General features: G+C 66.4%; 18 protein-coding genes. 13 read left to right on the top strand and 5 right to left on the bottom strand.

All coding sequences use genetic code 11. The features are described 5' to 3' along the window. Nucleotides 1-69 precede the first annotated feature (69 nt). On the bottom strand, nucleotides 70-2430 hold the full coding sequence (locus ABS761_RS11480; RefSeq protein WP_350408460.1) for a sulfatase family protein: 2361 nt from the start codon (nucleotides 2428-2430) through the stop codon (nucleotides 70-72). A 144-nt stretch (nucleotides 2431-2574) separates the two neighbouring features. Here ABS761_RS11480 and ABS761_RS11475 point away from each other — a divergent pair, with 144 nt between their 5' ends. The 6 genes from ABS761_RS11475 (at nucleotide 2575) to ABS761_RS11450 (ending at nucleotide 9892) form a co-directional block, all read left to right on the top strand. Beyond that, on the top strand, nucleotides 2575-3288 hold the full coding sequence (locus ABS761_RS11475) for a response regulator (protein ID WP_350408459.1): 714 nt from the start codon (nucleotides 2575-2577) through the stop codon (nucleotides 3286-3288). After that, the gene (locus ABS761_RS11470) at nucleotides 3285-5120 is read left to right on the top strand and encodes a sensor histidine kinase (protein ID WP_350408458.1); all 1836 of its coding nucleotides are present in this window, start codon (nucleotides 3285-3287) and stop codon (nucleotides 5118-5120) included. The genes ABS761_RS11475 and ABS761_RS11470 overlap by 4 nt, the downstream gene beginning before the upstream one ends. A gap of 501 nt (nucleotides 5121-5621) precedes the next feature. Then, the gene (locus tag ABS761_RS11465) at nucleotides 5622-5879 is read left to right on the top strand and encodes a hypothetical protein (protein ID WP_350408457.1); all 258 of its coding nucleotides are present in this window, start codon (nucleotides 5622-5624) and stop codon (nucleotides 5877-5879) included. Then, complete coding sequence (locus tag ABS761_RS11460; protein ID WP_350408456.1) at nucleotides 5876-6838, top strand: c-type cytochrome; 963 nt, start codon at nucleotides 5876-5878, stop codon at nucleotides 6836-6838. Before ABS761_RS11465 ends, ABS761_RS11460 begins: the two co-directional genes overlap by 4 nt. Next, nucleotides 6835-8532 (top strand): cbb3-type cytochrome c oxidase subunit I, encoded by a 1698-nt coding sequence (locus ABS761_RS11455; RefSeq protein WP_350408455.1) that lies wholly within the window; start codon nucleotides 6835-6837, stop codon nucleotides 8530-8532. Before ABS761_RS11460 ends, ABS761_RS11455 begins: the two co-directional genes overlap by 4 nt. A 133-nt stretch (nucleotides 8533-8665) precedes the next feature. Next, on the top strand, nucleotides 8666-9892 hold the full coding sequence (locus ABS761_RS11450) for an MFS transporter (protein ID WP_350408454.1): 1227 nt from the start codon (nucleotides 8666-8668) through the stop codon (nucleotides 9890-9892). Nucleotides 9893-9999: 107 nt separating this feature from the next. On the opposite strand, the gene fabB is transcribed toward ABS761_RS11450, so the two are convergent. From fabB to ABS761_RS11435, 3 genes are all read right to left on the bottom strand, one after another. Further along, nucleotides 10000-11217 carry a beta-ketoacyl-ACP synthase I gene (gene fabB, locus ABS761_RS11445; RefSeq protein ID WP_350408453.1) on the bottom strand — a complete coding sequence of 406 codons (1218 nt, stop codon included), beginning with the start codon at nucleotides 11215-11217 and terminating at the stop codon, nucleotides 10000-10002. 12 nt (nucleotides 11218-11229) lie between these two features. After that, complete coding sequence (fabA, locus tag ABS761_RS11440) at nucleotides 11230-11742, bottom strand: 3-hydroxyacyl-[acyl-carrier-protein] dehydratase FabA (protein ID WP_350408452.1); 513 nt, start codon at nucleotides 11740-11742, stop codon at nucleotides 11230-11232. A gap of 121 nt (nucleotides 11743-11863) precedes the next feature. Then, complete coding sequence (locus ABS761_RS11435; protein ID WP_350408451.1) at nucleotides 11864-12307, bottom strand: hypothetical protein; 444 nt, start codon at nucleotides 12305-12307, stop codon at nucleotides 11864-11866. Nucleotides 12308-12367: 60 nt separating this feature from the next. Here ABS761_RS11435 and ABS761_RS11430 point away from each other — a divergent pair, with 60 nt between their 5' ends. The 5 genes from ABS761_RS11430 to ABS761_RS11410 all read left to right on the top strand — a co-directional run bounded on the left by ABS761_RS11430 (nucleotide 12368) and on the right by ABS761_RS11410 (nucleotide 18936). Then, complete coding sequence (locus tag ABS761_RS11430) at nucleotides 12368-13150, top strand: NRDE family protein (protein ID WP_350408450.1); 783 nt, start codon at nucleotides 12368-12370, stop codon at nucleotides 13148-13150. Between the two features lie 126 nt (nucleotides 13151-13276). Continuing rightward, nucleotides 13277-14011 (top strand): translesion DNA synthesis-associated protein ImuA, encoded by a 735-nt coding sequence (imuA, locus tag ABS761_RS11425; RefSeq protein ID WP_350408448.1) that lies wholly within the window; start codon nucleotides 13277-13279, stop codon nucleotides 14009-14011. Then, nucleotides 13977-15182, top strand: a complete 1206-nt coding sequence (locus tag ABS761_RS11420; protein WP_350408447.1) for a Y-family DNA polymerase — start codon at nucleotides 13977-13979, stop codon at nucleotides 15180-15182. The genes imuA and ABS761_RS11420 overlap by 35 nt, the downstream gene beginning before the upstream one ends. Before the next feature lie 4 nt (nucleotides 15183-15186). Continuing rightward, nucleotides 15187-18396, top strand: coding sequence for an error-prone DNA polymerase (locus tag ABS761_RS11415; protein WP_350408446.1), 3210 nt, complete (start codon nucleotides 15187-15189; stop codon nucleotides 18394-18396). 78 nt (nucleotides 18397-18474) lie between these two features. After that, nucleotides 18475-18936 (top strand): GatB/YqeY domain-containing protein, encoded by a 462-nt coding sequence (locus ABS761_RS11410; RefSeq protein WP_350408445.1) that lies wholly within the window; start codon nucleotides 18475-18477, stop codon nucleotides 18934-18936. Between the two features lie 7 nt (nucleotides 18937-18943). Here the strand turns inward: ABS761_RS11410 and ABS761_RS11405 are convergent, their stop codons facing one another. Then, the gene (locus ABS761_RS11405) at nucleotides 18944-20026 is read right to left on the bottom strand and encodes an alkene reductase (RefSeq protein WP_350408444.1); all 1083 of its coding nucleotides are present in this window, start codon (nucleotides 20024-20026) and stop codon (nucleotides 18944-18946) included. Between the two features lie 180 nt (nucleotides 20027-20206). Here ABS761_RS11405 and ABS761_RS11400 point away from each other — a divergent pair, with 180 nt between their 5' ends. Together ABS761_RS11400 and ABS761_RS11395 are read left to right on the top strand one after the other, a co-directional pair. Beyond that, nucleotides 20207-20860, top strand: a complete 654-nt coding sequence (locus ABS761_RS11400; protein WP_350408443.1) for a potassium channel family protein — start codon at nucleotides 20207-20209, stop codon at nucleotides 20858-20860. Between the two features lie 10 nt (nucleotides 20861-20870). Next, nucleotides 20871-22238, top strand: a complete 1368-nt coding sequence (locus tag ABS761_RS11395; RefSeq protein ID WP_350408442.1) for a TrkH family potassium uptake protein — start codon at nucleotides 20871-20873, stop codon at nucleotides 22236-22238. The last annotated feature ends 54 nt before the right edge of the window (nucleotides 22239-22292 follow it).

The raw sequence follows: 22292 nt of genomic DNA, 5'->3' as shown, positions 1-22292 counted from the left end.
CGCCACCACGCACCCGGCCCTGAAGACGGAGCGCACGGTGGCGGGATGCAGGCGGGCCGCCGCCCTCATTCACACGCCCGAGCAGGTTCTGCCCATATTGTTCTGGATGATTTGCCGGTCGGCTGCGTCGGTCGCACCGTCGTGGTTGAAGTCATACCAACTCGATTGGCCGCCATTCAACTGGCTCAGTTCCTGCCAGTTGTCCAGGTCTTTCTGGTCCACCACCAGGTCGTGGTTGCCATCGCCCGGGCAATTGACACCATCGTAGTCCAGGTTATAGCGGGCGACAGCGTCATGCTGGTCCATTTCGTCCTTGAGCCGGGCGTAGGTCTGCTGCTGCTCGCCGGTCAATGACGAAGTATCCAATGGCGGTGGCTCGATGGTGGTGAGCTCGCTGCCTTCCTTGTCCAGCGTGGGGTCCGGGGTCGCGGTGTCGATCCGGTAAAACTCGTCCATGATGTCGTAGCCGGTGGTGCTGTAGCGGTAGTCGCTGGGGTCGGCGGCACTGCCCATGGCCGGATCGCACTGGTTGCGGGTCTGGCGCACCAGTTTATAGACACCATCGGTGACCGCCTTGGTGGCCACCGGCAGGAAGGTGGTCGCTTTGCCCTGATCCGAGCGGTATGCCTGGACCTGGCAGCAGTTGTGATAGCCCCCCGCGGGCACATTGTCGGTTTCCCCGGCGGTGTCGCTGTCGCCGTACCAGATGCCCCCTTGAGTCAGGCACACGCCCTTTTGTGGAAACAGGGTCGTGCAGACGTTGTCGGCGGCGGGAATCACGCAAGGGTATTCGCTGTCGGACGAGCCGACCGCCCGCAGGTTGGTGCCCATCTCGGTGAAGTTGGTGCCGCGGATGCTCGCCTGGCTCGCATTGCTCAGGTAGGCCAGCATGGGCTGCGCATCGATCGGGCGACCGGCCGGAATGGCGGCATCCAGGTCTGCGCCGGCAATATCGGCGAACAGCCGATACAGGTCGACCGAGCCCACCATGTGTGGCACCTCGCGACCAGGCGAGGCGACCATCGGGCCAGCCACCAGCAGCGGCACCCACACGCCGGTCTGGTAGGGGGTGGCCTTGGCGCGCATGGGATCGAAGCGGCCCGGGGCGGTGAACTTGACGCTGTTCACGTAGGTACCGTTGTCGCCCACGACGACAACGAGGGTATTGGTCTGCTCCGGGTGGTAGTCCAGCGTGCCGTCGTCCTTGTACTGGGCCAGGCGCAGGCCCACCAGCAGATCGCCGATCTTTCGGTCCACGGCCTCGACCATCAGATTGGTGATGAGGTGGCTGTCGATGAGATCGGTGGCCTGCGTCAACACCGGCGTGCGCTCCGAGTCGGCCCGCGGCGAGCACACCAGGTCGTCGTTGCGACCCGGCGTGTCCTCCGCGATCAGCGACACGGGCGGCACCTGCAGGGGTGTATGGATGGCCGAATAGCCCACCGTCAACATCCAGGGCCGCCCGGAAGGCTGCTGTCCGGCCCACGTGAGGGCGCGGTCGGTCTCCAGGATGCTGCGGTAGCCGCGCGAGGACGGATCCGAGGCCGGGATGACGTAACCGTCGCCGCCGGCCGTGCTTTTTACCCAACGACCGGTGTAGTAGCCGTTCTGGGCCGTGAAGTCGATATAGGTGGGTGGATTGGCCTTGCAGGACTGGCCCGGATCCAGGATGCCGCCGCGCTCCATGCAACTGCGGCCCGGCGTCTTGACCTCGCCGCCGATTGCGAGCTCGGCGCATGTCGCGTCGGCGAAATAGCACGCACCGGAATCGGCGCCATTGGCCATATCGATATCGGTCGTCGGGATGAATCCGCACTTGTAGGGGCCGCTGTCGACATCGGTGCCCTTGGTTGTCAGGCCCGCCCGAGTGTCGACGTTGTAGGGCGCGCCGTCCAGGAAGCCATCAAAATAATCCCAGCCCAGCTTCCACATGCTGTCGTAGCCGTAGGGCAGGTTGAACGCGCCGTTCAGGTCAGAGCCTGTCAGATGCATTTTGCCGATCAGCGCGCTGGTGTAGCCCTGAGCCTTCAGGAGCTTGGGCAACGTCATTTCATAAGGCGAGGGTGAGGAGTTGGCCAGATCTGTGGCCACCAGCGCATTCAACACGTTGTCCTGGGAGGGATAGCGCCCGGTAAAGAAAGTGGCCCGCGTCGGGGTACAGTCGGGCATGGCCCACGCATTGCGGAACTGCACGCCGGCGCGGGCGATGGCGGTCATATTGGGCGTCCTCGCCGGCCCGGCGCCGCCATAGCCGTAGGACGTCATCTGGTCCACGCCCAGGTCATCGAGCACGATGAAGAGGATGTTCGGCTTGGCCACGGCCACCGGGCCGGCGGCCGGGGGCGAATCCGCATCGGAGCACGCGGCCAGCAGCATGGCCATTGCCGCCAAAACCGCCGAGAGCGCGGGCCGGAATCGTCTTTCTGACATGGGGTGTTCCTTTCTCCGGGGCTGGAGTGACAAGCCGGCCCAGCCGTGACAAACTAAAAAAAGGGTGACAAATGATTAAGCCCCCAATGTCGAAGATTAAAGGTCAGCGCGCCGCCGGCCTATACCATGGAAAGGGTAAGGCCGATGAAACCTGGGAGCAGGCCCCTCGACGCGGGCACGGACCGGAATGGCGATGCGGCACCCTGCCGCACCTTGCTGGTCGAGGATGACGAGCCCCTGCGCCTGCGCTTCGAGTCAATCCTGTCGAACTGGCCGGCCGGCCGGCTGATTGCGGCTTGCGGCACGCTGGGCGCGGCGATGGAGGTCCTGCAAAGCGAGCCGATCGACCTGCTCATCACAGACCTGCGCCTGCCCGACGGCCACGGCATCCAGGGCATCCGCCGCTTGCGCGCGACCAACCCGCAGGCCGAGGCCATGGTGGTCTCCGCGCTGGCCGACAACGAGGTGGTGATCGCGGCCATCGAGGCCGGCGCGACGGGCTACCTGCTCAAGGACATCGGCTCCGCCGACCTGATCGAAGCCATCGAGGAACTGCGCGCCGGGCGCTCGCCGATTTCTTCTTCGATTGCGCGCGTCATCGTGCGGCGCCTGGGCGCGCATGGGCAGGCGGCCGGCGACCCGGCGCCCACGTGCGCGGCAGCCACGCTCACGCCGCGTGAAACCGAAATCTTGTGGGGCATCGCCAAGGGCCTGACCTACGCGGAAGTGGCCGAACAGCTCGGCATATCGCGGCAGACCGTGCCCGTGCACATCAAGAACATCTACCGCAAGCTGCAGGTCGGCAACCGCTCGGAGGCGGTGTTCGAAGCCTCGCGCCTAGGGCTGATACGGTTGTGAGCCGGCGCTGGCTCGGAGCCCTCCTGGCCCTGCTGACAGCGCTGGCGGCCAGCACCCCGTTGTGGCTCAGCCTGCCCCTGCCCCAGCACACCCTGGTGATCGACCAAGCCCGCTTCACGGCGGACGGCGACACGTCCAGGCCCGTGGTCCTGCCTCACGTCCAGGGCCGCCGCGACGCCCAGGGCCGCTACCGCATGGACTTCGAGCTGACCCAGGCGCCCACGCAGCCGCTCTACCTCTTTATTCCCACATTCAACTACCGCGCGATCATCGCATTGGATGGCGACGTGGTGCTGGACACCGGGGCGGACTCGCTGGTTCCGGGCATTATGCTGGGCGCCTCGACGCTGGCACCGCTTTCGGGCCGCCATGCGACGGTTGGCCGTCACACGGTCGAGGTCCAGCTCGAGGCGCCGGCCGTCGCACGCGGCTATCTGTCCCCCTTGTACGTGGGCACCGCGCAGCAAGTCGCGCCGTACCACAGGCTCAGGGTTCTGGTGTTCGAGCATACGCGCATGATGGTGCTGGCCTGCCAGCTGCTGCTGGCCATCGCGACCCTGATGGTCTGGATCTACCGGCCACGGGAATCCCTGTATGGCTGGTTGTGCCTGCTGCTCATGGTATCCACGGCCTCTTATGCGGGCCTGCTGGCCGACATCATGCCCGAAATACTCGGCTGGCTGCCCCATGCCTTTGCCTTCAGCATGGCCAGCGTCTTCATCCTGCACGTGATTGCGCTCGAGATCAACGGCACCGCGCCGCCGCGCTGGCTGCGTGCCTGCGTGGTGGCCGTGCCCGGCGCATGCCTGCTGGCGATGGCCTCGGGCGTGGTGCCGGCGCCCGCCCTGATGATCGGCGTCGTGACGCCCATCATGGTGATTTCGCCGCTGATCACGGTCGCCATCTCGGCCTGGGGTGCATTGGTGAAAAAGACGCGGGAAGCCTGGCTGCTCCTGCTGCCGCTGTGCTTCTTTTCGCTGGCCACGCTGCACGACGGCGCGATCATCGCCGGCCTATTGGACGGCCCGTTCTTCCTTTCGCTCTATTATCGGCAACTGCTGATTGTGGCGGTCGCGGTGATCCTCATGCGCCGCCTGGGCCTGAGCCTGACCCGCCTGGACGGCGCCAACGCCCACCTCAGGCAACGGCTGGCCGTACGCGAGGCCGAACTGCGCCACCTGTACGAGGAGGAGCGCATCGAGGCCACCCATCGCGTCCGCAGCGAGGAGCGCCACCGCCTCACCGTGGACCTGCACGATGGCCTGAGCGGCCACCTGGCCTCGATCATTGCACTGGCCGAGCGCGACCAGTCGACCGGCATCGAGCATACCGCGCGCGAGGCGCTCGACGACTTGCGCCTGGTGATTCATTCCCTGGACATCGGTGACCGCGAACTCATCGCCGCGCTCTCGGGCCTGCGCGAGCGGCTCGAGCCCCGGCTCAAGCGCCTGGGGGTGGAGCTGGAATGGTCGATGGCCCGCCTGCCCGAGATCTCGGGCGTCACGCCGGCGCACGCGCTGAACGTGCTGCGCATCGTGCAGGAGGCGGTCACCAATGCCCTGCGCCACGGCCCGGCCTCACGTATCGCGGTGCGCGGCGGCGGCCCGCCGGGCGAGGCGTTCATCGCTATCGAAAACGATGGCGCTCCTTACGCGGGCGCGGGCGAGCGCGGGATGGGCGTGCGTAACATGAGCCGGCGCGCGGCCTCCCTGGGCGCTGCGCTGCGCATCGAGGCCATGGCCGGCGGAACGCGAGTCACGCTGACCTTGCCGCCCGCTCTGGAGCCTGATCGGATGGACGAGCGGATGGACCCGAGCCTTGCCCAGGCATAACCGCCCTGGGTCTCGACCGGCCGGCCTGGCGGGCCGAATCCTTGTTTTAGGGGTAAATACTTAAGCCTTAATTAAAATAAACCCATATCAAGAATCAATAATTCCATCTTAAAAGAGCGGTAATTTTCATTCACATGAATGCGATGTCTTTAATACCCATATATAAAATAGACTCATCTTAATCCAATTTATAGATTATTTTTATAAGCAATTGATATTTGTGATAATTTCTATTAAAAATAAGAATATATAAAATAAACTCAAAGATCCATGCGATATCCGATTCAATATCCATGCCACAGGCCAGGATAATCATCTGTTAAATAAATATCAAACATGAATCAGTTGATACACCCTATTGCATGAGGTGATATCGTTGACGGCCTTGCCGCGCATTCAATAGATTGATCAGGGACACCCCTGAACCCGTCGAACGGTCAACAGACACTGAGGATTCAGAGGATTCCGGTCACCTGTTCACACCACGACAAAGGTCAATCCATGACGCAGCGTATCGTCGATCTCACGCTCTCCGCGCTCGCAAGCCTGGTCAGCGTGCTCCTGTCCTGGCCGTACTGGCGGGACTTTCAGTACTGGCCGGAATCCCAAGCGATGTGGTGGCTCTACATCGTCGTCGGATACCTCCTGGCGATCTACGTCTTCTATGCCTTTCTCGGCAGCCTGCGCACGCTGTTCCAGCACGATGAGCAGGCCCGCGCCGCCGGCACGGACACCGATACGCAAGGAGGCCAATCATGAGCTGCCTGAACGAAGCAGACTGCACGGAACCCGCCAAGCGCCACCTGGCCCTGGGCGTACTGGGCCTGATGCTGGTGATCTTTCTCGTCCTCTCGGTCATGTCTTTCCTGCCCTCGCGCGAGCAGATCGTGCCCGAAACCATCCGCTTCGACGATCAGGGCGCGGTCTACGGCAAGCGGGTCTTCCAGGCCTACAACTGCATGGGCTGCCACACGATCGTGGGCAACGGGGCCTATTTCGGGCCTGACCTCACCAAGGTCTACGCCCACACGGGGCCCGCGTGGCTGGCGGCATTCCTGCCCTCGGCCGGCGGCTGGCCCACTTCGGCGGCGGTCCAGGCGCAGCTCCAGAATCCCGCCGTCCAGGCCGCCGCCGACGTTGCGGACATCACGGCCTACCGAGAGCGCTACCCCGGCGCGGCCGAACGCATCGACCGGCGCGGCGGACACCCCACCCTGATGCCCAACCTGCCGCTGAGCGCGGATGAGATCCGCGGGCTGATCGCGTTCCTGAAATACACCTCGGCCATGAATAACGAGGGCTGGCCGCCCAAGCCCAAGATTGACGGAGTCGCCCGCATCGAGGCCGCGCGCGCCGGTACGACGCTGGTTGCGGCCAGCGCACCTTCGGCGACCGTTGACGCTGCAACACAGTCCCCGACCCGGCTCGGCGCCAAGCTGGTGTCCGATTTTGGCTGCCTGGCCTGCCATGCCACGGACCGCAAACGCGTGGTGGGACCAGGCTGGGGCGGACTCTATGGCTCGGAGACCGAGCTGGCCGACGGCACACGCGTCAAGGCCGATGAGGCCTACCTGATCGAAGCCATCCGCCACCCGGACACCCAGGTCGTCGCCGGCTACCCGGCCAAGGTCATGCCCTCGTACGACGCCATGATCAACGAATCCGACATGAGCGCCATCATCGCCTATCTGCGCAGCCTCAAAGAGGACCAAAAATGATTCAGATCGAATACCGCACGCAGCGCTTGAGCCTGCCTTTTTTCATGCTGATGCTGGTGCTGTTCCTGTTTCAGGTGGGTTTCGGCCTGCTCATCGCGGCGCAGCACGTCGATCCCCTCCTGCTCTCGGGCATCCTGAATTTCAATATCCTGCGCGCCGAGCACACCAATCTGGGGATTCTCTGGATTCTGTCCGGATTCATCGGCACGATCCTGTTCGTCGGCCCGCTGCTCTCGCGCCGGGAACTGGCTGCGCCCTGGCTGGTCCACATCCTGTTCTACGCCCTCGTCGTGGTGACCTTGTGGAACGTGGCCACCCAGGCCCTCGCCGCCCAGGGGATCGCCGGTTGGTGGATGGGCCAGCCCTGGCTCCAGGAGGGGCTGGAGTACCTCGAGGCGGGGCGCGCCGCCGACGTGGTGATCCTGATCGGCTTCGCCATCCTGTGCTACATCGTGCTGCGCACTTTCCCGCCCTTGCGCGCATGGAATGAAATTCACTGGGGCCTGGGCCTGGGCGTCGCCGCCCTGACCTTCGTGTGGATCTTCGGCATGTTCTTCGTCGAGCGGCTGGACCTGCAGGAATACTTTCGCTGGTACGTGGTGCACTACTGGGTCGAGGGTGTATGGGAAGTCATCCACATCAGCCTGGTAGGGTTTCTGCTGGTGCTGATGTTCAAGGCGGACGTCAAGGCGGTGGGCTATGCGGTGTTCTGGGGCGTGACCATGGTCTGGCTCTCGGGCCTGATCGGCAACGCGCACCACTACTTCTGGGTGGGTACGCCGGAATTCTGGCAGTTCTGGGGCTCGCTGTTCAGCGCCCTCGAACCCCTGCCTCTGGTGTTCTGCTTCTGGCACATCTACCTGGACGCCCACCAGGACCGCAAACCCTTGGAGAACGCCCCCGCCTTCTATTTCATCCTGGGCTCTGTCGTACTGGAGCAGGTCGGCGCGGGGATTCTCGGGTTCACGATGACCTTTGCCTTGACCAACGTCTGGTCGCACGGCACCTGGGTGACCCCGAGCCACGCGCACCTGGCCTTGTTCGGGACCTTCGGCATGCTGGGCATCGCCGCCGCATACTATGCACTGCCGATTCTGCGCAAGGCCACCGGGTTCGATCAGCGCCTGGGCAAACTCGCGTTCTGGCTGGTGTTCACAGGCATGCTGGGCATCGCCTTCGGATTTGCCATCGGCGGCACGATCCAGGTATTCCAGTACCGTACGCTGGGCCTGGACTGGTTCGGCGGCGACGTGTTCCCCGCCATGCAGTTCTATAAAGCCCTGATCCCGCTCTTTGGCCTGGTGTTCACGGTCGGCGCCGGACTGCTGGTGTTCGACCTGCTGACGCTGAGCCTGCGCGCGCACCGCACACCGACCGCCGAGCCGATGCGCCCGACGCCTCAAGGACGCTGGTCGAGCACGCTGCACGGCTTTGAAGCCGGCTTATGGCTGATGGGCATGTGGATCTTTGGCGCGATCATCACGCTGGGCTTGCTCAGCTTCAACCTGCCGACGGTGCAGGCGGGCGATCCGACCCTGCCCTATCTACTGGCTGGCCTCGGCTACCCAGGACTGTTGCTGATCACCTTGTTGTTCGTCTGGCGCTTCCTGCGCTCTCTGGGCGCACGCCAGCGGACGCCGGCGCAGTCGACGGCGCCCACCCCCCAGGTGCCGGTCACCTCTCCGGCTGCCTGACGCTACGCTGCGCACCCACGCCGGGGGCACGCGCGGCAGCCCCCCCGCCCAGCGCCATTGCGCAGGCGCCCCTGCCGGGGCGCCTGCCACGTTCTACGCGTACAATGTGCGGGGTTTCCCCCAAGTGCGCCCCATGAAAGAACCTCTCGCCATCAGTCCCACCGCGACCCTGTCCGGGGCCGCCACCACCCGCGTGGCATACCCGGTGCTCGGAGCCATCAGCGTCACGCACATGCTCAACGACATGATGCAGTCGGTGTTGCTGGCGATCTACCCCATCCTCCAAGGCAAATTCGAGTTGACCTTCGTCCAGGTCGGACTGATCACCCTCGCCTTCCAGTTTTCCGCTTCCCTGCTGCAGCCCTTCGTGGGTTTGCTCACCGACAGGCGGCCCATGCCTTACTCCCTGCCGATGGGCATGGGCTTCACGTTCTGCGGCTTGATCCTGCTGTCGACCGCTGGCAGCTTCCCCTTCATTGTCCTCGCCGCCACGCTCGTCGGCATGGGATCATCGGTTTTTCATCCCGAGTCCTCCCGCGTCGCGCGCATGGCCTCTGCCGGCCACCATGGCCTGGCACAATCCATCTTCCAGGTCGGCGGCAACATTGGATCGTCGATCGGGCCGCTGTTGGCGGCGCTGCTCATCGTCCCGCACGGCCAGGGCAGCATCGCCTGGGTTTCGCTCGCCGCACTGGCCGGGATCTTCATCCTGCTCATGGTCGGCCGCTGGTATGCCGCCAATCTCGGCGGCGTGCGCGGGCACGGCGGCAGTCTGCGCAAGACCGAAACCACGCTGTCCAGGCACCAGGTGGGCTCCGCCATCTCGATTCTGCTGGTCCTGATCTTTTCCAAGTATTTCTATCTGGCGGGGATCACCAGCTACTTCACCTTCTATCTGATGGACCGCTTCGGCTTGCCCATTCAGCAGGCCCAGGTCAGCCTGTTCGTATTCCTCGCCGGCGTGGCCATGGGCACGATGATCGGCGGACCCTTCGGCGATCGCATCGGCCGCAAGCGGGTCATCTGGGGATCGATCCTGGGGGCGGCGCCATTCACCCTGCTGCTGCCCTACGCCAACTTCCAATGGACCCTGGCCCTGGCGTTCTGCGCGGGTGCCATGATCGCATCCGCCTTCCCTGCCATCGTGGTCTATGCCCAGGAACTCATGCCCGGCAAGACCGGCACGGTCTCGGGCCTGTTCTTTGGATTTGCCTTCGGCATGGGCGGAATCGGCGCCGCCTTGCTGGGCAAGCTCGCGGACACGACCAGCATCGAATTCGTCTACCACGTCTGCTCGTACCTGCCCCTGCTGGGGCTGGCGGCGTTCTTCCTGCCCGATATGCGGCGCGCACCGGCCTGAGTTCAAGAGACGCCGCGGCGGCATGAAAAATGCCGCCCTGGCGAGGCGGCATCCGGGTGCGGCCGGAGGTGCGCGGCGCCCCATGTGCGGGGAGCGCCACCACACCGCTACAGGCTGGCCGTCGAGAACACCAGGGTGGCGTTGGTGCCGCCGAAGCCAAAGCTATTGGACAGGGCGGTCCGGATGTCCGCCTTGTCGAGGGTCGCGCGCAAAATATTGTCGCCCTCGAGCGCCGGGTCCAGGGTTTCGATATTGGCCGAGGCGGCGGCGAAGCCATGTTTCATCATCAGCAAGGTGTAGATCGCCTCGTTGACGCCGGCCGCGCCCAGCGCATGGCCCGAGAGCGATTTGGTGGAAGCGATCAGCGGCTGGCGCGCGCCAAAGACCTCGCGGATCGCCTCGATTTCCTTGACGTCGCCCACGGGGGTGCTGGTGCCGTGCGTGTTGATGTAGTCGACCGAGGTCGTGACATCCTGCAGCGCCAGGCGCATGCAGCGCGTTGCGCCCTCGCCCGAGGGGGCCACCATGTCATAGCCGTCCGAGGTTGCGCCGTAGCCGACGAGCTCGGCGATGATGTGCGCGCCGCGCGCGCGCGCGTGTTCGTATTCCTCGAGCACGACGATGCCGCCGCCGCCCGAGATCACAAATCCATCGCGATCGGCATCATAGGTGCGCGAGGCGCGCTCAGGGCTGTCGTTGTAGCGTGTGGACAGCGCCCCCATGGCGTCGAACATGAAAGACAGCGACCAGTGCTCTTCCTCGGCACCGCCGGCAAAGACAATGTCCTGCTTGCCCAGCTGGATCTGTTCCATGGCGTTGCCGATGCAGTGCGCGCTGGTCGAGCAGGCCGAACTGATGGCGTAGTTGATGCCCTTGATTTCGGCGCCCGTAGCCAGGCAGGCGGATACGCCGCTGGCCATGGCCTTGGTCACCATATAGGGCCCGACGCGGCGCACGCCCTTTTCCTGCAGAGTCTGGATTCCCTCGTGAATGCTGGCGTGCGAGGCGCCGCCCGCGCCGACGATCAGACCCGTGCGGGCATTGGACACCAGCTCGGGCGGCAGCCCGGCATCGGCAATGGCCTCTTGCATGGCGACCCAGGCGTAGGCGTGGCCATCGGCCATGAACCGCCCGAGCTTGCGGTCGATCTGCGCCAGGGCATCCAGACGGATGGACCCCGCGACATGCGAACGCAAGCCTCGCTCGACGTAGCTGGGCTGAAAGGAAATGCCCGAGCGGCCCGTGCGCAGGCTCTCGAGCACTTCGGACTGCTTGTTGCCCAGGCTGGACACGATGCCCATGCCGGTGACGACCACACGACGCATGATCCCGTTCTCCTAGAAATTATTGGTGCCGGTGAACAGACCGACACGCAGATCGTGAGCGACATAGATCTCGCGGCCATCGACTTCCATGCGCGCGTCGGCGATGCCCATGACCAGCTTGCGCATCATGACGCGCTTCATGTCGATGTGGTAGCGCACGAGCTTGGCCTTGGGCAGGACCTGGCCGGTGAACTTGACCTCGCCCACGCCCAGGGCGCGGCCGCGCCCCGGGCCACCGCACCAGCCCAGGAAAAAACCCACCAGTTGCCACATGGCATCCAGCCCGAGACAACCGGGCATCACCGGATCGCCCTGAAAATGGCAGTTGAAAAACCACATGTCGGGACGCATGTCGAGCTCGGCGATGATCTCGCCCTTGTCGTGCGGGCCGCCCTGGTCGCTGATGTGAACGATCCGATCGAACATCAGCATGGGGGGCTGTGGCAGCTGCGCATTGCCCTCGCCGAATAATTCACCACGCCCACACGCGAGCAAGTCCTCGTAGCTGAAGCTGTTCTTTTGCATGTCGTCCCGAATGGTTCCCGTCTGACCCGCGAGGCATGCCGGATCCTCGGAATCCGCTGCCACGGTATTGTAAATAGCCCGTTAGTATAACCTGAGGGCGGCCATCACCTTAGTATGGATTTTACCGGGCCTGACTGGCGGAAAACCAGACCGTGACCGAGCCCGGAATGAATAGCGGCGCAGGCGTATTCACCCAGTCAAGCGCCCGATGCACCAACAGGAAAGGCCCCTCGGGCGACAGGCCATCGAAGGCATGCGTGTCGATTTGCGTCCCTCGCAGTTCGACGCAAGGGCCATCGGAGGAACGCCAGCACAGGCGTGTGGCGACCCTCGCATTGCCCGCATAGCGGCGTGCGGCGTGCACACGGGTCACCCGGGCACCCGGCTCGGGCTGCGGATCGGCGGCCGTGGGCGCATAGGAAACCAGGACATCGGCCCGCAGGGCATGCAGGCCCGCGCTGGCCCGGCTCATGGTCCAGGCCCTGTCACCCGCGCAGGCGGGCAGCGATATGGCCCAGCAGGCGAGCGCGGCGCACAGCAGCCGCGCGAAAGGAATATCAGGCATGCACCGATTATGGCATGCCCATATCGTATCCTTACGGCATACAACACTGAGGCCGACTCCATGTGCATTGCCTACCTCGCCATCGGCGACCCCCGCTGGCCGCTGTTCATCGCCGCCAACCGAGACGAATACCATGCGCGTCCGACCGCGGCGGCGGCCCCCTGGGCTGATCGGCCGGATATCATCGGCGGCCTGGATCTGCTTGCGGGCGGGACGTGGCTGGGCTGGGCCCGCGCCGGCCGCTTCGCCCTCCTCACCAATTACCGCGAGCCTGGCAATCGTCGCTCGGGCACCCCTTCGCGCGGCGTCCTGGTTCGGGATTTCCTGCGCGGCGACGCGCCCGCGGCGGTGTACGCCGCCGATATTCAGTCCCGGGGCGAGGACTACAAGGGATTCAACCTGATCGTCGGCGACACGGCCGGCGTGCATTACGCGAGCAATCGCGACCCCCTGGCGCGCGCCAGACCACTCGCTTCGGGCCGCTATGTACTGTCGAATCACTTGCTGGACACTCCCTGGCCGAAGGCCGGGCGGCTGCGCGCGGCCCTCGACGCACGGCCGCCCGAGGTCCTGGCGGACGATCCCGACGGGGTTTTCGCCGTCCTGCGCGACGCCGAGCCGGCCGACGACGCGATCCTGCCCGCCACCGGAGTCTCGATCGAGCTCGAGCGCCTGCTCAGCAGCCCCTTCATCGTCAGTCCCGACTACGGGACACGCTGCACGACCGTGATCGCCGTCGCGGCCGACGGCCATGCCCTGTTCAGCGAACAGAGCTACGATCCCGCAGGCCGCGCCAGCGAGCGTCACGACTGGCGGCTGCCGCCCACGCCGCCGCGCGCCTGAGCACGGCCATCCGCGCGGGCGGGCGCCCCTTCGGAGCCCGATTCCCTTGCGGCCGGTGCGCAGCCTGGGTTCAGTCAATGATTTATACTGTATTTAATTACAGTATTTTTGGCTCAAGAGCACACTATGGCTGCCCCGCCCGCATCGACCGTCCTCCAGCATCCCGAACGCATCCATCCAGCCCTTTGGCGGGCCAGCCAGCTCGCCCCCGCTCGCCGCGCCGTCGTATCCACCGGCCACGAGGCCCTCGATCGGGAACTGCCGGGCGGGGGCTGGCCGCTGGGCACGCTGATCGAGCTGCTGTCCGAACGGCCCGGCATCGGTGAGCTGCTGCTCCTGCGGCCGGCCCTCGCCGCCCTCGATCCCAGGCGCCTGATCCTGCTGATCGACCCTCCCCACCCCCCCTCGATGCAATGCTGGGCCAACTGGGGCCTGCAACCTCGCCGCCTGGCGTGGCTGCGTGCCGGCACAGCGCCCGAGCGCCTCTGGGCCGCCGAGCAGGCCGTCCGCCACGACGTCTGCGCGGCGCTGCTGTGCTGGGTGGGGCCGGCATCCGGCCAGGCGTTGCTACGACTGCAACGCCTGGCCCGCAGCGGTCATTCACTGCTGATCCTGCTGCGCCCCCGATCGGCGGCGCGGCAGGCCAGTCCGGCCGCCCTGCGCCTGTCCCTCGAGCCCTCGCCACAGGGCCTGTCGCTGGGCATCCTCAAGCGGCGCGGCCCCGCCCTGCCCGAGGCCATCGTCATCCACCTATATTCCGATGCTCTGGATTTGCCTGCACCTGCCCCGGCCCGCGCATGGCGGCCCGCCCGGGCTGGCCGCCCGCTTGCTGCGTTATACGCCGCATCTGGCCATTCTTGACGACCACGCCCTGGCCCTCGAGATCGAGGGCAGCCTGCGTCTGTTTGGCGGCGTCCGGGCCCTGCTGCGCGCCGTGCGGCGAGACTGCCCCCCCGGCACCGTCACGGGCCTTGCGCCAACGGCGCTGGGCGCCTGCCTGCTTGCGCGATCGAGCCGCGGCACGCGCCACGTCCTGCGTCCCGAGACCCTGTCCCGTCGCCTCGACGCTCTGCCGTGCGCCGCCTTGCCCGTGGCACCGGACACCCTGGCGGCGTTGCAAGCCCTCGGATGTCGCCGACTGGGCGCTCTGCGGGCCCTGCCCCGGGTCGGTTTACGCAACCGGGGGTACGCCGCCCTCATCGAGACCCTGGACCGGGCCTATGGGCGGGCCACCCCCCAGGCCCACGACTGGCTGACAAACGGTGGCGGCTTTGCTCAGGCCTGCGAACTGCCCCGTCACAGCGCGTCCGCCACCGTCATCGAGGCCGCCAGCGCCCCCCTCATCGCCGCTCTGTGTGCCTGGCTGGACGCGCACCAGGACGCCACCAGCCTGCTGGAACTGGACCTGTTCCATGACGACCGGCGCCTGGCGTCCCCGATCACCTCGGTGCGCCTGCGGACCGCCCGACCGGAATGGGACGCCGCGCGCTTTACGGGGTTGCTGCGCGAGCACTTGGCGCGCCGTCGGCTCGAGGCCCCCGTGGTGGGGCTCGCCTTGCGCTGCACGCGGGTCGAACCGCGCGCGCCCCGGACCGCGCCCCTGCTGCTCGACGATAGCCCGCCCCCGGGCCGCGAGGCCGCCCTGCTCGACATGCTGCGCGCCCGCCTGGGCATGGACTGCCTGTCCTTCCCCGATCCGGTTCCCCAGCACATCCCCGAACGCACGGACCGCTGGCGCGCCAAGGCCACACTGCCGCGAGCGCGCCTGCCCGAGCTCGCGTCCCGCAGCCGGCCCCTATGGCTGCTCGCCCAGGCCATCGCCCTGACCGCCCCGGCGCATCGACCGATGATCGGCGGCGCACCCCTGGCCCTGATTTCGGGCCCCGAGCGCATCGAGGGGGGCTGGTGGGTCCACGGCCAGGCCCCGGTCGGCCGGGACTATTTCATCGCCCGCGATGCTCGCGGCGCGCGCTACTGGATCTATCGGGACCACCGCGGGACGGGCTGGTTCCTGCATGGCCTGTTCGGATGACGCCATGGGTTTGCCGGACTACGCCGAGCTGGACTGCCTGTCGAACTTCACCTTTCTGACGGGCGCCTCGCATCCCGAGGAACTGGTCCGCACCGCCGCCGAACTGGGCTATCGGGCGATCGCCCTGACCGACGAATGCTCGCTCGCCGGCATCGTGCGCGCCTGGCGCGAGGCGCGCCGCCACGGCCTGCGCCTGCTCACCGGCAGCCGCTTGCGCCCCGCCGAGGGTGCCTTCGAACTCATCGTCCTGGCCGAGGACCGCAATGGCTACGGCGCCCTTTGCCGCCTGATCACCCGTGCCCGGCAACGCAGCCCCAAGGGCCAATACACGTTCACGCTCGATGACCTGTGGTCCGACGGCGAACCCGGCATCGCCACCGCGCCGATCTCCGGCTGTCTCCTGATCGTCAAGCCGAACTATGGCGCGCCCCCTGCCTGCCGGCCGGCTCTCGAGCGCCTGCGGGCCGCATTCCCCGGCCGGCTCTGGCTGGGCCTGTGCCTGCAGCAAGGCGATCGCGACACCTCCCACCGCCATGCCCTGGTCTGCTGGTCGGCCGACCTGGGCATTCCCCTGGTGGCCCTGGGAGGCGTCCAAATGCACCGGCGCTCGCGCCAGCCGCTGCACGACACCCTGTGCGCCATCCGCCGCGGCCGTCCGATCGCCGACTGCGGCATCCATCTGCGGCCCAACACCGAGCACGCCTTGCGCAGCCGCCTGCGTCTGGCCAGCCTCTACCCGGCGCCGGCCCTGGCGCAAACCCTGACCATTGCCGAGCGCTGCCGCTTTTCCCTCGAGACGCTGCGCTACCAATATCCCGAGGCCAGCGTGCCGCCGGGCACCACGGCGGCCCGGTACTTGCGCGACGAATGCCTGGCCGGCGCCACCCGGCGCTATCCCGCGGGCCTGACACCTGAAGCGCGACGCCAGCTCGAGGACGAGCTCGCACTGGTGCGCGAACTGGGCTACGAAGCCTATTTCCTGACGGTCCACGACCTGGTCCGTCATGCCCGCAGCAAGGGCATCCTGTGCCAGGGCCGGGGTTCGGCGGCCAATTCCATGATCTGTTATTGCCTGGGCATCACCGAGATCGACCCCGTCGCCCGCAAGCTGCTTTTTGCCCGCTTCATCAGCCGCGAGCGCGGGGAGCCGCCCGATATCGACGTAGACTTCGAGCACCACCGCCGCGAGGAAGTCATCCAGTACGTCTATGCCAAGTACGGCCGCAACCACGCCGCCCTGACCGCCGTGGTCATCACGTACCGGCGCCGCAGCGCCCTGCGGGACGCCGGCAAGGCGCTGGGGGTGGCCCCAGCCCTCGTTGAGGACGCCGCCCGGCGCCTGCGCCACGTTCACGACCCGGTGGTCTTGCGTGAGACGCTCGAGGCGCTATGCCCCGACCAAGGCTCTCTGTGGGCATCGCTGGCCGACGAATTGGCTGGCTTTCCGCGCCACCTGTCACAGCACCCCGGCGGCTTCGTGATCGCCCGCCAGCGGCTCGACGAACTGGTCCCGCTCGAGAACGCCGCCATGGCGGAGCGCAGTGTCATCCAGTGGGACAAGGATGACCTCGACACGATGGGCCTGCTGAAAGTCGACGTCCTGGCACTCGGCATGCTCAGTGCCTTGCGCGCATGCGAGGAACTGGTGGCGCGACGGCGCGGCCGACCCTGGACCCTGGGCGATGTGCCCGGCGAGGACCCCGGCACTTTCGAAATGATCCAGAAGGCCGACACGATCGGAGTGTTTCAGATCGAGTCCCGCGCCCAGATGAGCATGCTCCCGCGGCTGCGTCCCCGGTGCTTCTACGACCTGGTGATCCAGGTGGCCATCGTGCGACCGGGCCCCATGCAAGGCGGCATGGTCCACCCCTACCTGCGCCGCCGCCAGGGATTGGAGGCCGAGGACTATCCGTCGCCCGCGATCCGCGAGGTCCTGCAGCGCACCCTGGGCATCCCGATCTTCCAGGAGCAGGCCATGCGTCTGGCCATGGTCGCGGCGGGTTTTTCCGCCGGCGAGGCCGACCAGTTGCGTCGCGCCATGGCGGCCTGGCGCCGGACGGGCGAGATCGCGGCCTTCCACGAGCGCCTGCGCACCGGTATGGCCCACAACGGCTATTCGACCGATTTCGCCGAAGGTCTGATCCGGCAGCTCGAAGGATTTGGGGAATATGGCTTCCCCGAGAGCCACGCGGCCGGCTTCGCCAGGCTCGCCTGGATCAGCGCCTGGCTCAAGCGCCACGAGCCCGAGGCCTTTCTGGCCGCCCTGCTCAACGCGCAGCCCATGGGGTTTTACACGCCCAACCAACTCGTCCAGGACGCGCGCCGCCATGGGGTCCTTGTCCTGCCGGTCGACGTGCGGCGCAGCGGCATCGGCGCCACTCTCGACCCGACGGGGGAAAGTACCACCCCCACGCCGCGCCTGCGGCTTGCTGCCCCCCAAGGGGGCGCTTTTCCCCCTTGGGACGGCCCGACGGGGGAAAGTACCACCCCCACGCCGCAACCGCGGCCGGCGGTGCGGCTGGGGTTGTCGCAAGTCCGAGGGCTGTCGCGGGCCGCGATGGGGGCGATCGTTGCCTGCCGGGACGGCGGCCCGCTGGCCAGTATCCAGGACCTGGCGATCCGTGCCGGCCTCGAGACGCGCGACATGCAGGCCCTGGCCGCCGCGGATGCGTTCGCGGGGCTGGCCGCGCATCGGCGCGAGGGTCACTGGCAGGCAACCCTGCGGCGGCCGCCCGGGCTGCTGCGCCAGGCGGAAATCGCCGAGGGACCGCTGCCCGGCCTGCCGCCGCCAAGCGAGGGCGAGAACCTGGAAGCCGACTATGCCTCGCTGGGCCTGACGCTGGGGCGCCATCCGCTGGCGCTGCTGCGCGACGAACTCGCGCGGCGCGGCTTTCGCACCGCCGCCGAGCTCAAAGAGGGCTATCCCGACCGGCGCCTGGCGCGCGCCTGCGGCCTGGTGACCGCGCGGCAGAGGCCGCGCACCGCCCGCGGCACCGTCTTCGTCACTCTCGAGGATGAGACCGGGTCTCTGAACGTCATCCTGCACGCCCGTGAGGCCGATGCGCAATATTCGATCCTCGCGGGTGCCACCATGATGGGTGTCTATGGCATCTGGCAGCGCCAGCAGGAGGTCTGCCACCTGCTTGGACGCCGCCTCGTCGACCTGAGCACCCTGCTCGAGGGCCTGTCCACGCGTAGCCGCGATTTCCACTGACGCCGCCAAAACCCTAGCGGGGCACACCGGACCGGCGCGTTAAAATGCGGAAATCGCAACCTCCCAAGGACTTCTTCCATGAGCAACGCGCTCGCCACCCGCATCGCGGAGGCCGTCAAGGCCGCCATGCGCGCCCACGACAGCACACGCCTGGGCACTCTCAGACTGCTGCAAGCGGCCATCAAGCAAAAGGCCGTCGATCAGCGAGTGGAGCCCGACGAGGCCGCGATCATCGCCATTATCGAAAAGCAGGCCAAACAGCGCCGCGAATCCATCGCCGCCTTCGCGTCGGCGGGTCGCGCCGAAAGCGCTGCCCAGGAACAGGCCGAACTGGATATCCTGCTGGAATTCATGCCCCAGGGCGCCGACCCCGAAGAGATCGCCGCGGCGATCGAGGCGGCGGTCGCCCAAACCCAGGCCCAGGGCCTGCAAGGCGGCGCGGCGATGGGCAAGGCGATGGGCCTGCTCAAAGCCTCGCTGAGCGGCCGTGCCGACATGGCGGCGGTCTCGGCCCAGGTCAAGGCCCGCCTGGCGGGCTAAAGGCCGGTCAGACCGACAGGGTCTGCGGATCGTCGCAAGCGGCCACGCAGGGATAATCGGTGTAGCCATGAATCCCCGAACCATAAAAGGTCGAACTGTCCCAGGGGGCGAGCGGCCCGCCTGCCCGCAGGCGAGCCACCAGATTGGGATTCGAGATGAACGCCTTGCCGAATGCCACCGCGTCGGCCTGGCCCTCGGCGATCACCCGCTCGGCCAGCGCCAGGTCATAGCGCTCGTTGGCGATGATCGGACCGCCGAACGCCTGGCGGATTTCCGGCATCAGGCTGTCGTCTCCGAGGGACTCGCGCAGGCACAGAAACGCCAGGCGCCGGTGGCCCAGCTCGCGGGCCACGTGCAGGAACAAGGCCCGGGGATCCGCGTCCCGCATATCGTGCGAATCGCCGCGCGGCGACAGGTGCACACCCACGCGCCCGGCGCCCCAGACGCCGACGCAGGCATCGACCACCTCGAGCAGGAAACGGCTGCGGTTGCGGATCGAGCCGCCGTACTCGTCCGTGCGGCGGTTCGACCCATCATGCAGAAACTGGTCGATCAGATAGCCATTGGCGCTATGAATCTCGATCCCGTCAAAGCCGGCGCTCTGGGCATTGCGCGCGGCGAGGCCGAAATCGACGACGATGCGGTGAATCTCGTCCGCATGCAGAGCGCGTGGCACGACATAGTCGCGCTTGGGCCGCAGCAGGCTGACCTGCCCCGCGCAGGCCACCGCGCTGGGGGCGACGGGAATCTCGCCGGACAGGTATTCGGGATCGGATACCCGCCCCACGTGCCAGAGCTGCAGAAACATCCTGCCGCCCTTGTCGCGCACCGCCCGGGTGATCGACTGCCACCCCTGAACCTGGGCCTTGCACCAGATGCCGGGCGTGTCCGGATATCCGACACCCAGCGGCGATACCGAGGTGGCCTCGCTGATGATCAGCCCCGCTGTGGCGCGCTGCGCATAATAAAGGCGCATCATGTCGTTGGGGATCCGGCCCGGAGCCGCGCGCGTGCGCGTCATCGGGGCCATCACAATGCGATTGGCGAGGGAAACCTCGCCCAGCCGTACCGGGTCGAACAAACTTGTCATATCATGCAGGCAACGACGGGCATCAATTGGTGCAATGCAGCATCTTCAGCCACGAATCCAGAAAAAACTCCATAAGGGTTTTTACCAGAATTTGTGCCACGTTACCATTAAAAATCAAATGCCTGCCGCGAAGCGGCCAGCGGCCGGCGCCATCGACACATAGGATACAGAGAGGGACACATGGGGCAATTCGCGGTCATCGGCCTTGGGCGCTTCGGTTCGGCCACCTCGCTGGAGCTCATGCGCCAAGGGCACTCGGTCCTGGGCATCGACGCCGACGACAAGGCAATCGACCGGCACGCGGACCAGCTCACGCGCGCCGCCATCGCCGACGTGACCGACCAGAACGCGCTCGCCGAACTGGGGCTGGATGGCTACGATGTAGTGCTGGTGGCGATCGGCGAGGAATTGCAGGCGAGCCTGGTCTGCGTCGTCCACCTCAAGGCCCTGGGCGTGCGCAGCATCTGGGTCAAGGCGACTTCACGCGCCCACCACCTGATCCTCAGCAAACTGGGCGTCGCCCGCATCATTCACCCCGAAGAGGAAATGGGCATGCGGATCGCGCAAATTCTCAGCTACCCGATGGTGACGGACTACATTCCCCTGGGCAATGGGGAATTCGTGGTCGAGATCGAGGCCAGCGACCGACTCGAGGGCCGCACCCTGGGGGGGGCGCTGGGGCCCGGCGAAACCACGATTCAGACGCTGGCCATCAAGCGCCGCACCGAGACCACGGTGCATCCGCCCGATGAGTTCGTCCTGCGCGCCAAGGACTCCCTGATCCTCTTTGGCCAGCTGCAGGATCTCAAGATGGCCGCCCCCAAGCTCAGCTAACGCCCCGCACATGGCGCGCCTGTTCTCCATCACCCCCTACCAGGCCCTGCGCAAAGCACGGCGCACCGGCCAATTGCAGGCCAGCCCGCCCGCCGTGTTGGCCGGCAGCTTCATCGTCCTGATCCTGATCGGCACCCTCCTGCTTGTCCTGCCCTTTGCCCAGCAACGCCCGTTCGGCTGGTTCGAGGCGTTCTTCACCGCGACCTCGTCGGTCACCGTCACCGGCCTGACGCTGATCGATCCCAGCCGCGACCTCACCCGCTTCGGACAGTTCGTCGTCCTGGCGCTGGTCCAGATCGGCGGCCTGGGTTTTGTGACCTTTGCCATCATCGCGGCCCTGACCCTGGGCAAGCGCGTGAGCCTGCGCTACCAGGCCCTGGCGCTCGAGGCCTTCAACCAGACCAGCGTCTCGCGCATCCGCCAGACCGCGCTATCGGTCCTGAAGTTCTCTCTGGCGATCGAGCTCGCCGCCGCCCTGATCCTCATGCTCTGGTGGTGGCGCCACGCCCCGCTGCCGCACGCCGCGTGGATGGCGCTATTCCATGCGATATCCGCCTTCAACAATGCAGGGGTATCGCTATATGACAACAGCCTGGCCCTGTTCTCCCATGACCCGGTCGTGACCTTCGTCCTGAGCAGCTGCATCATCCTGGGCGGCCTGGGATTCACGGTCCTCGCCGATATCTACCACAAGCAGTCATGGCAAAAGTTCACACACTACTCCCGCCTGATACTGCTGGGCACCCTGGTGCTGAATCTCGCCGGCTTCGGCGTGTTCTGGGCCATCGAGACGAGCAACGACGCGACCTTGGGCTCGCTGCCCCTGGCGCAGCAGGGCCTGGCCTCGTGGATGCAGGTGGTGAGCACACGCACAGCCGGCTTCACCAGCCTGGACATCACACAACTGCGCGAGAGCTCCCTGCTGCTGCTGATCATGTTGATGTTCATTGGCGGCGGATCCCTCAGCACCGCCAGCGGCATCAAGCTGGGCACCTTCATCGTGCTCCTGGCCGTCGTGCGTTCGTACATCCTGCAGCGCCGCGAGGTCGTGCTCATGCACCGCTCCCTGGGTGCCGAAACCATCCAGAAGGCGCTCGCCCTGCTGGTCGTCTCGGGCGCACTGGTGTGCGCGGGCACCTTTCTGATCTGTCTGATTGAAAACAAGCCGTTCCTGCTCATCCTGTTCGCCGTGGTCGCCACCTTCAGCACGGCGGGGATGGATCCCGGCCTGACGCTGGAGTTCTCGACGACCAGCCACGTCCTCATGATCATGCTCATGTTCATCGGCCGCCTCGGGCCTCTGACCCTGGTCTACAGTCTGGGCACCCAGAGGCACAGCCGCGTGCGCTATCCCGAGGCACAGATGCAGGTGGGCTGAGCCGGCGGTGCCGTGGCCTGCGCACGGATGATCTAATATTCTCTTTCTCGCTCC

The sequence above is a fragment of the Castellaniella sp. GW247-6E4 genome, assembly GCF_040276065.1.
GTDB lineage: Bacteria > Pseudomonadota > Gammaproteobacteria > Burkholderiales > Burkholderiaceae_B > Castellaniella.
The sequence above is the reverse complement of the archived record's forward strand: the minus strand, read 5'-3'. Positions and strand labels throughout refer to the sequence as shown.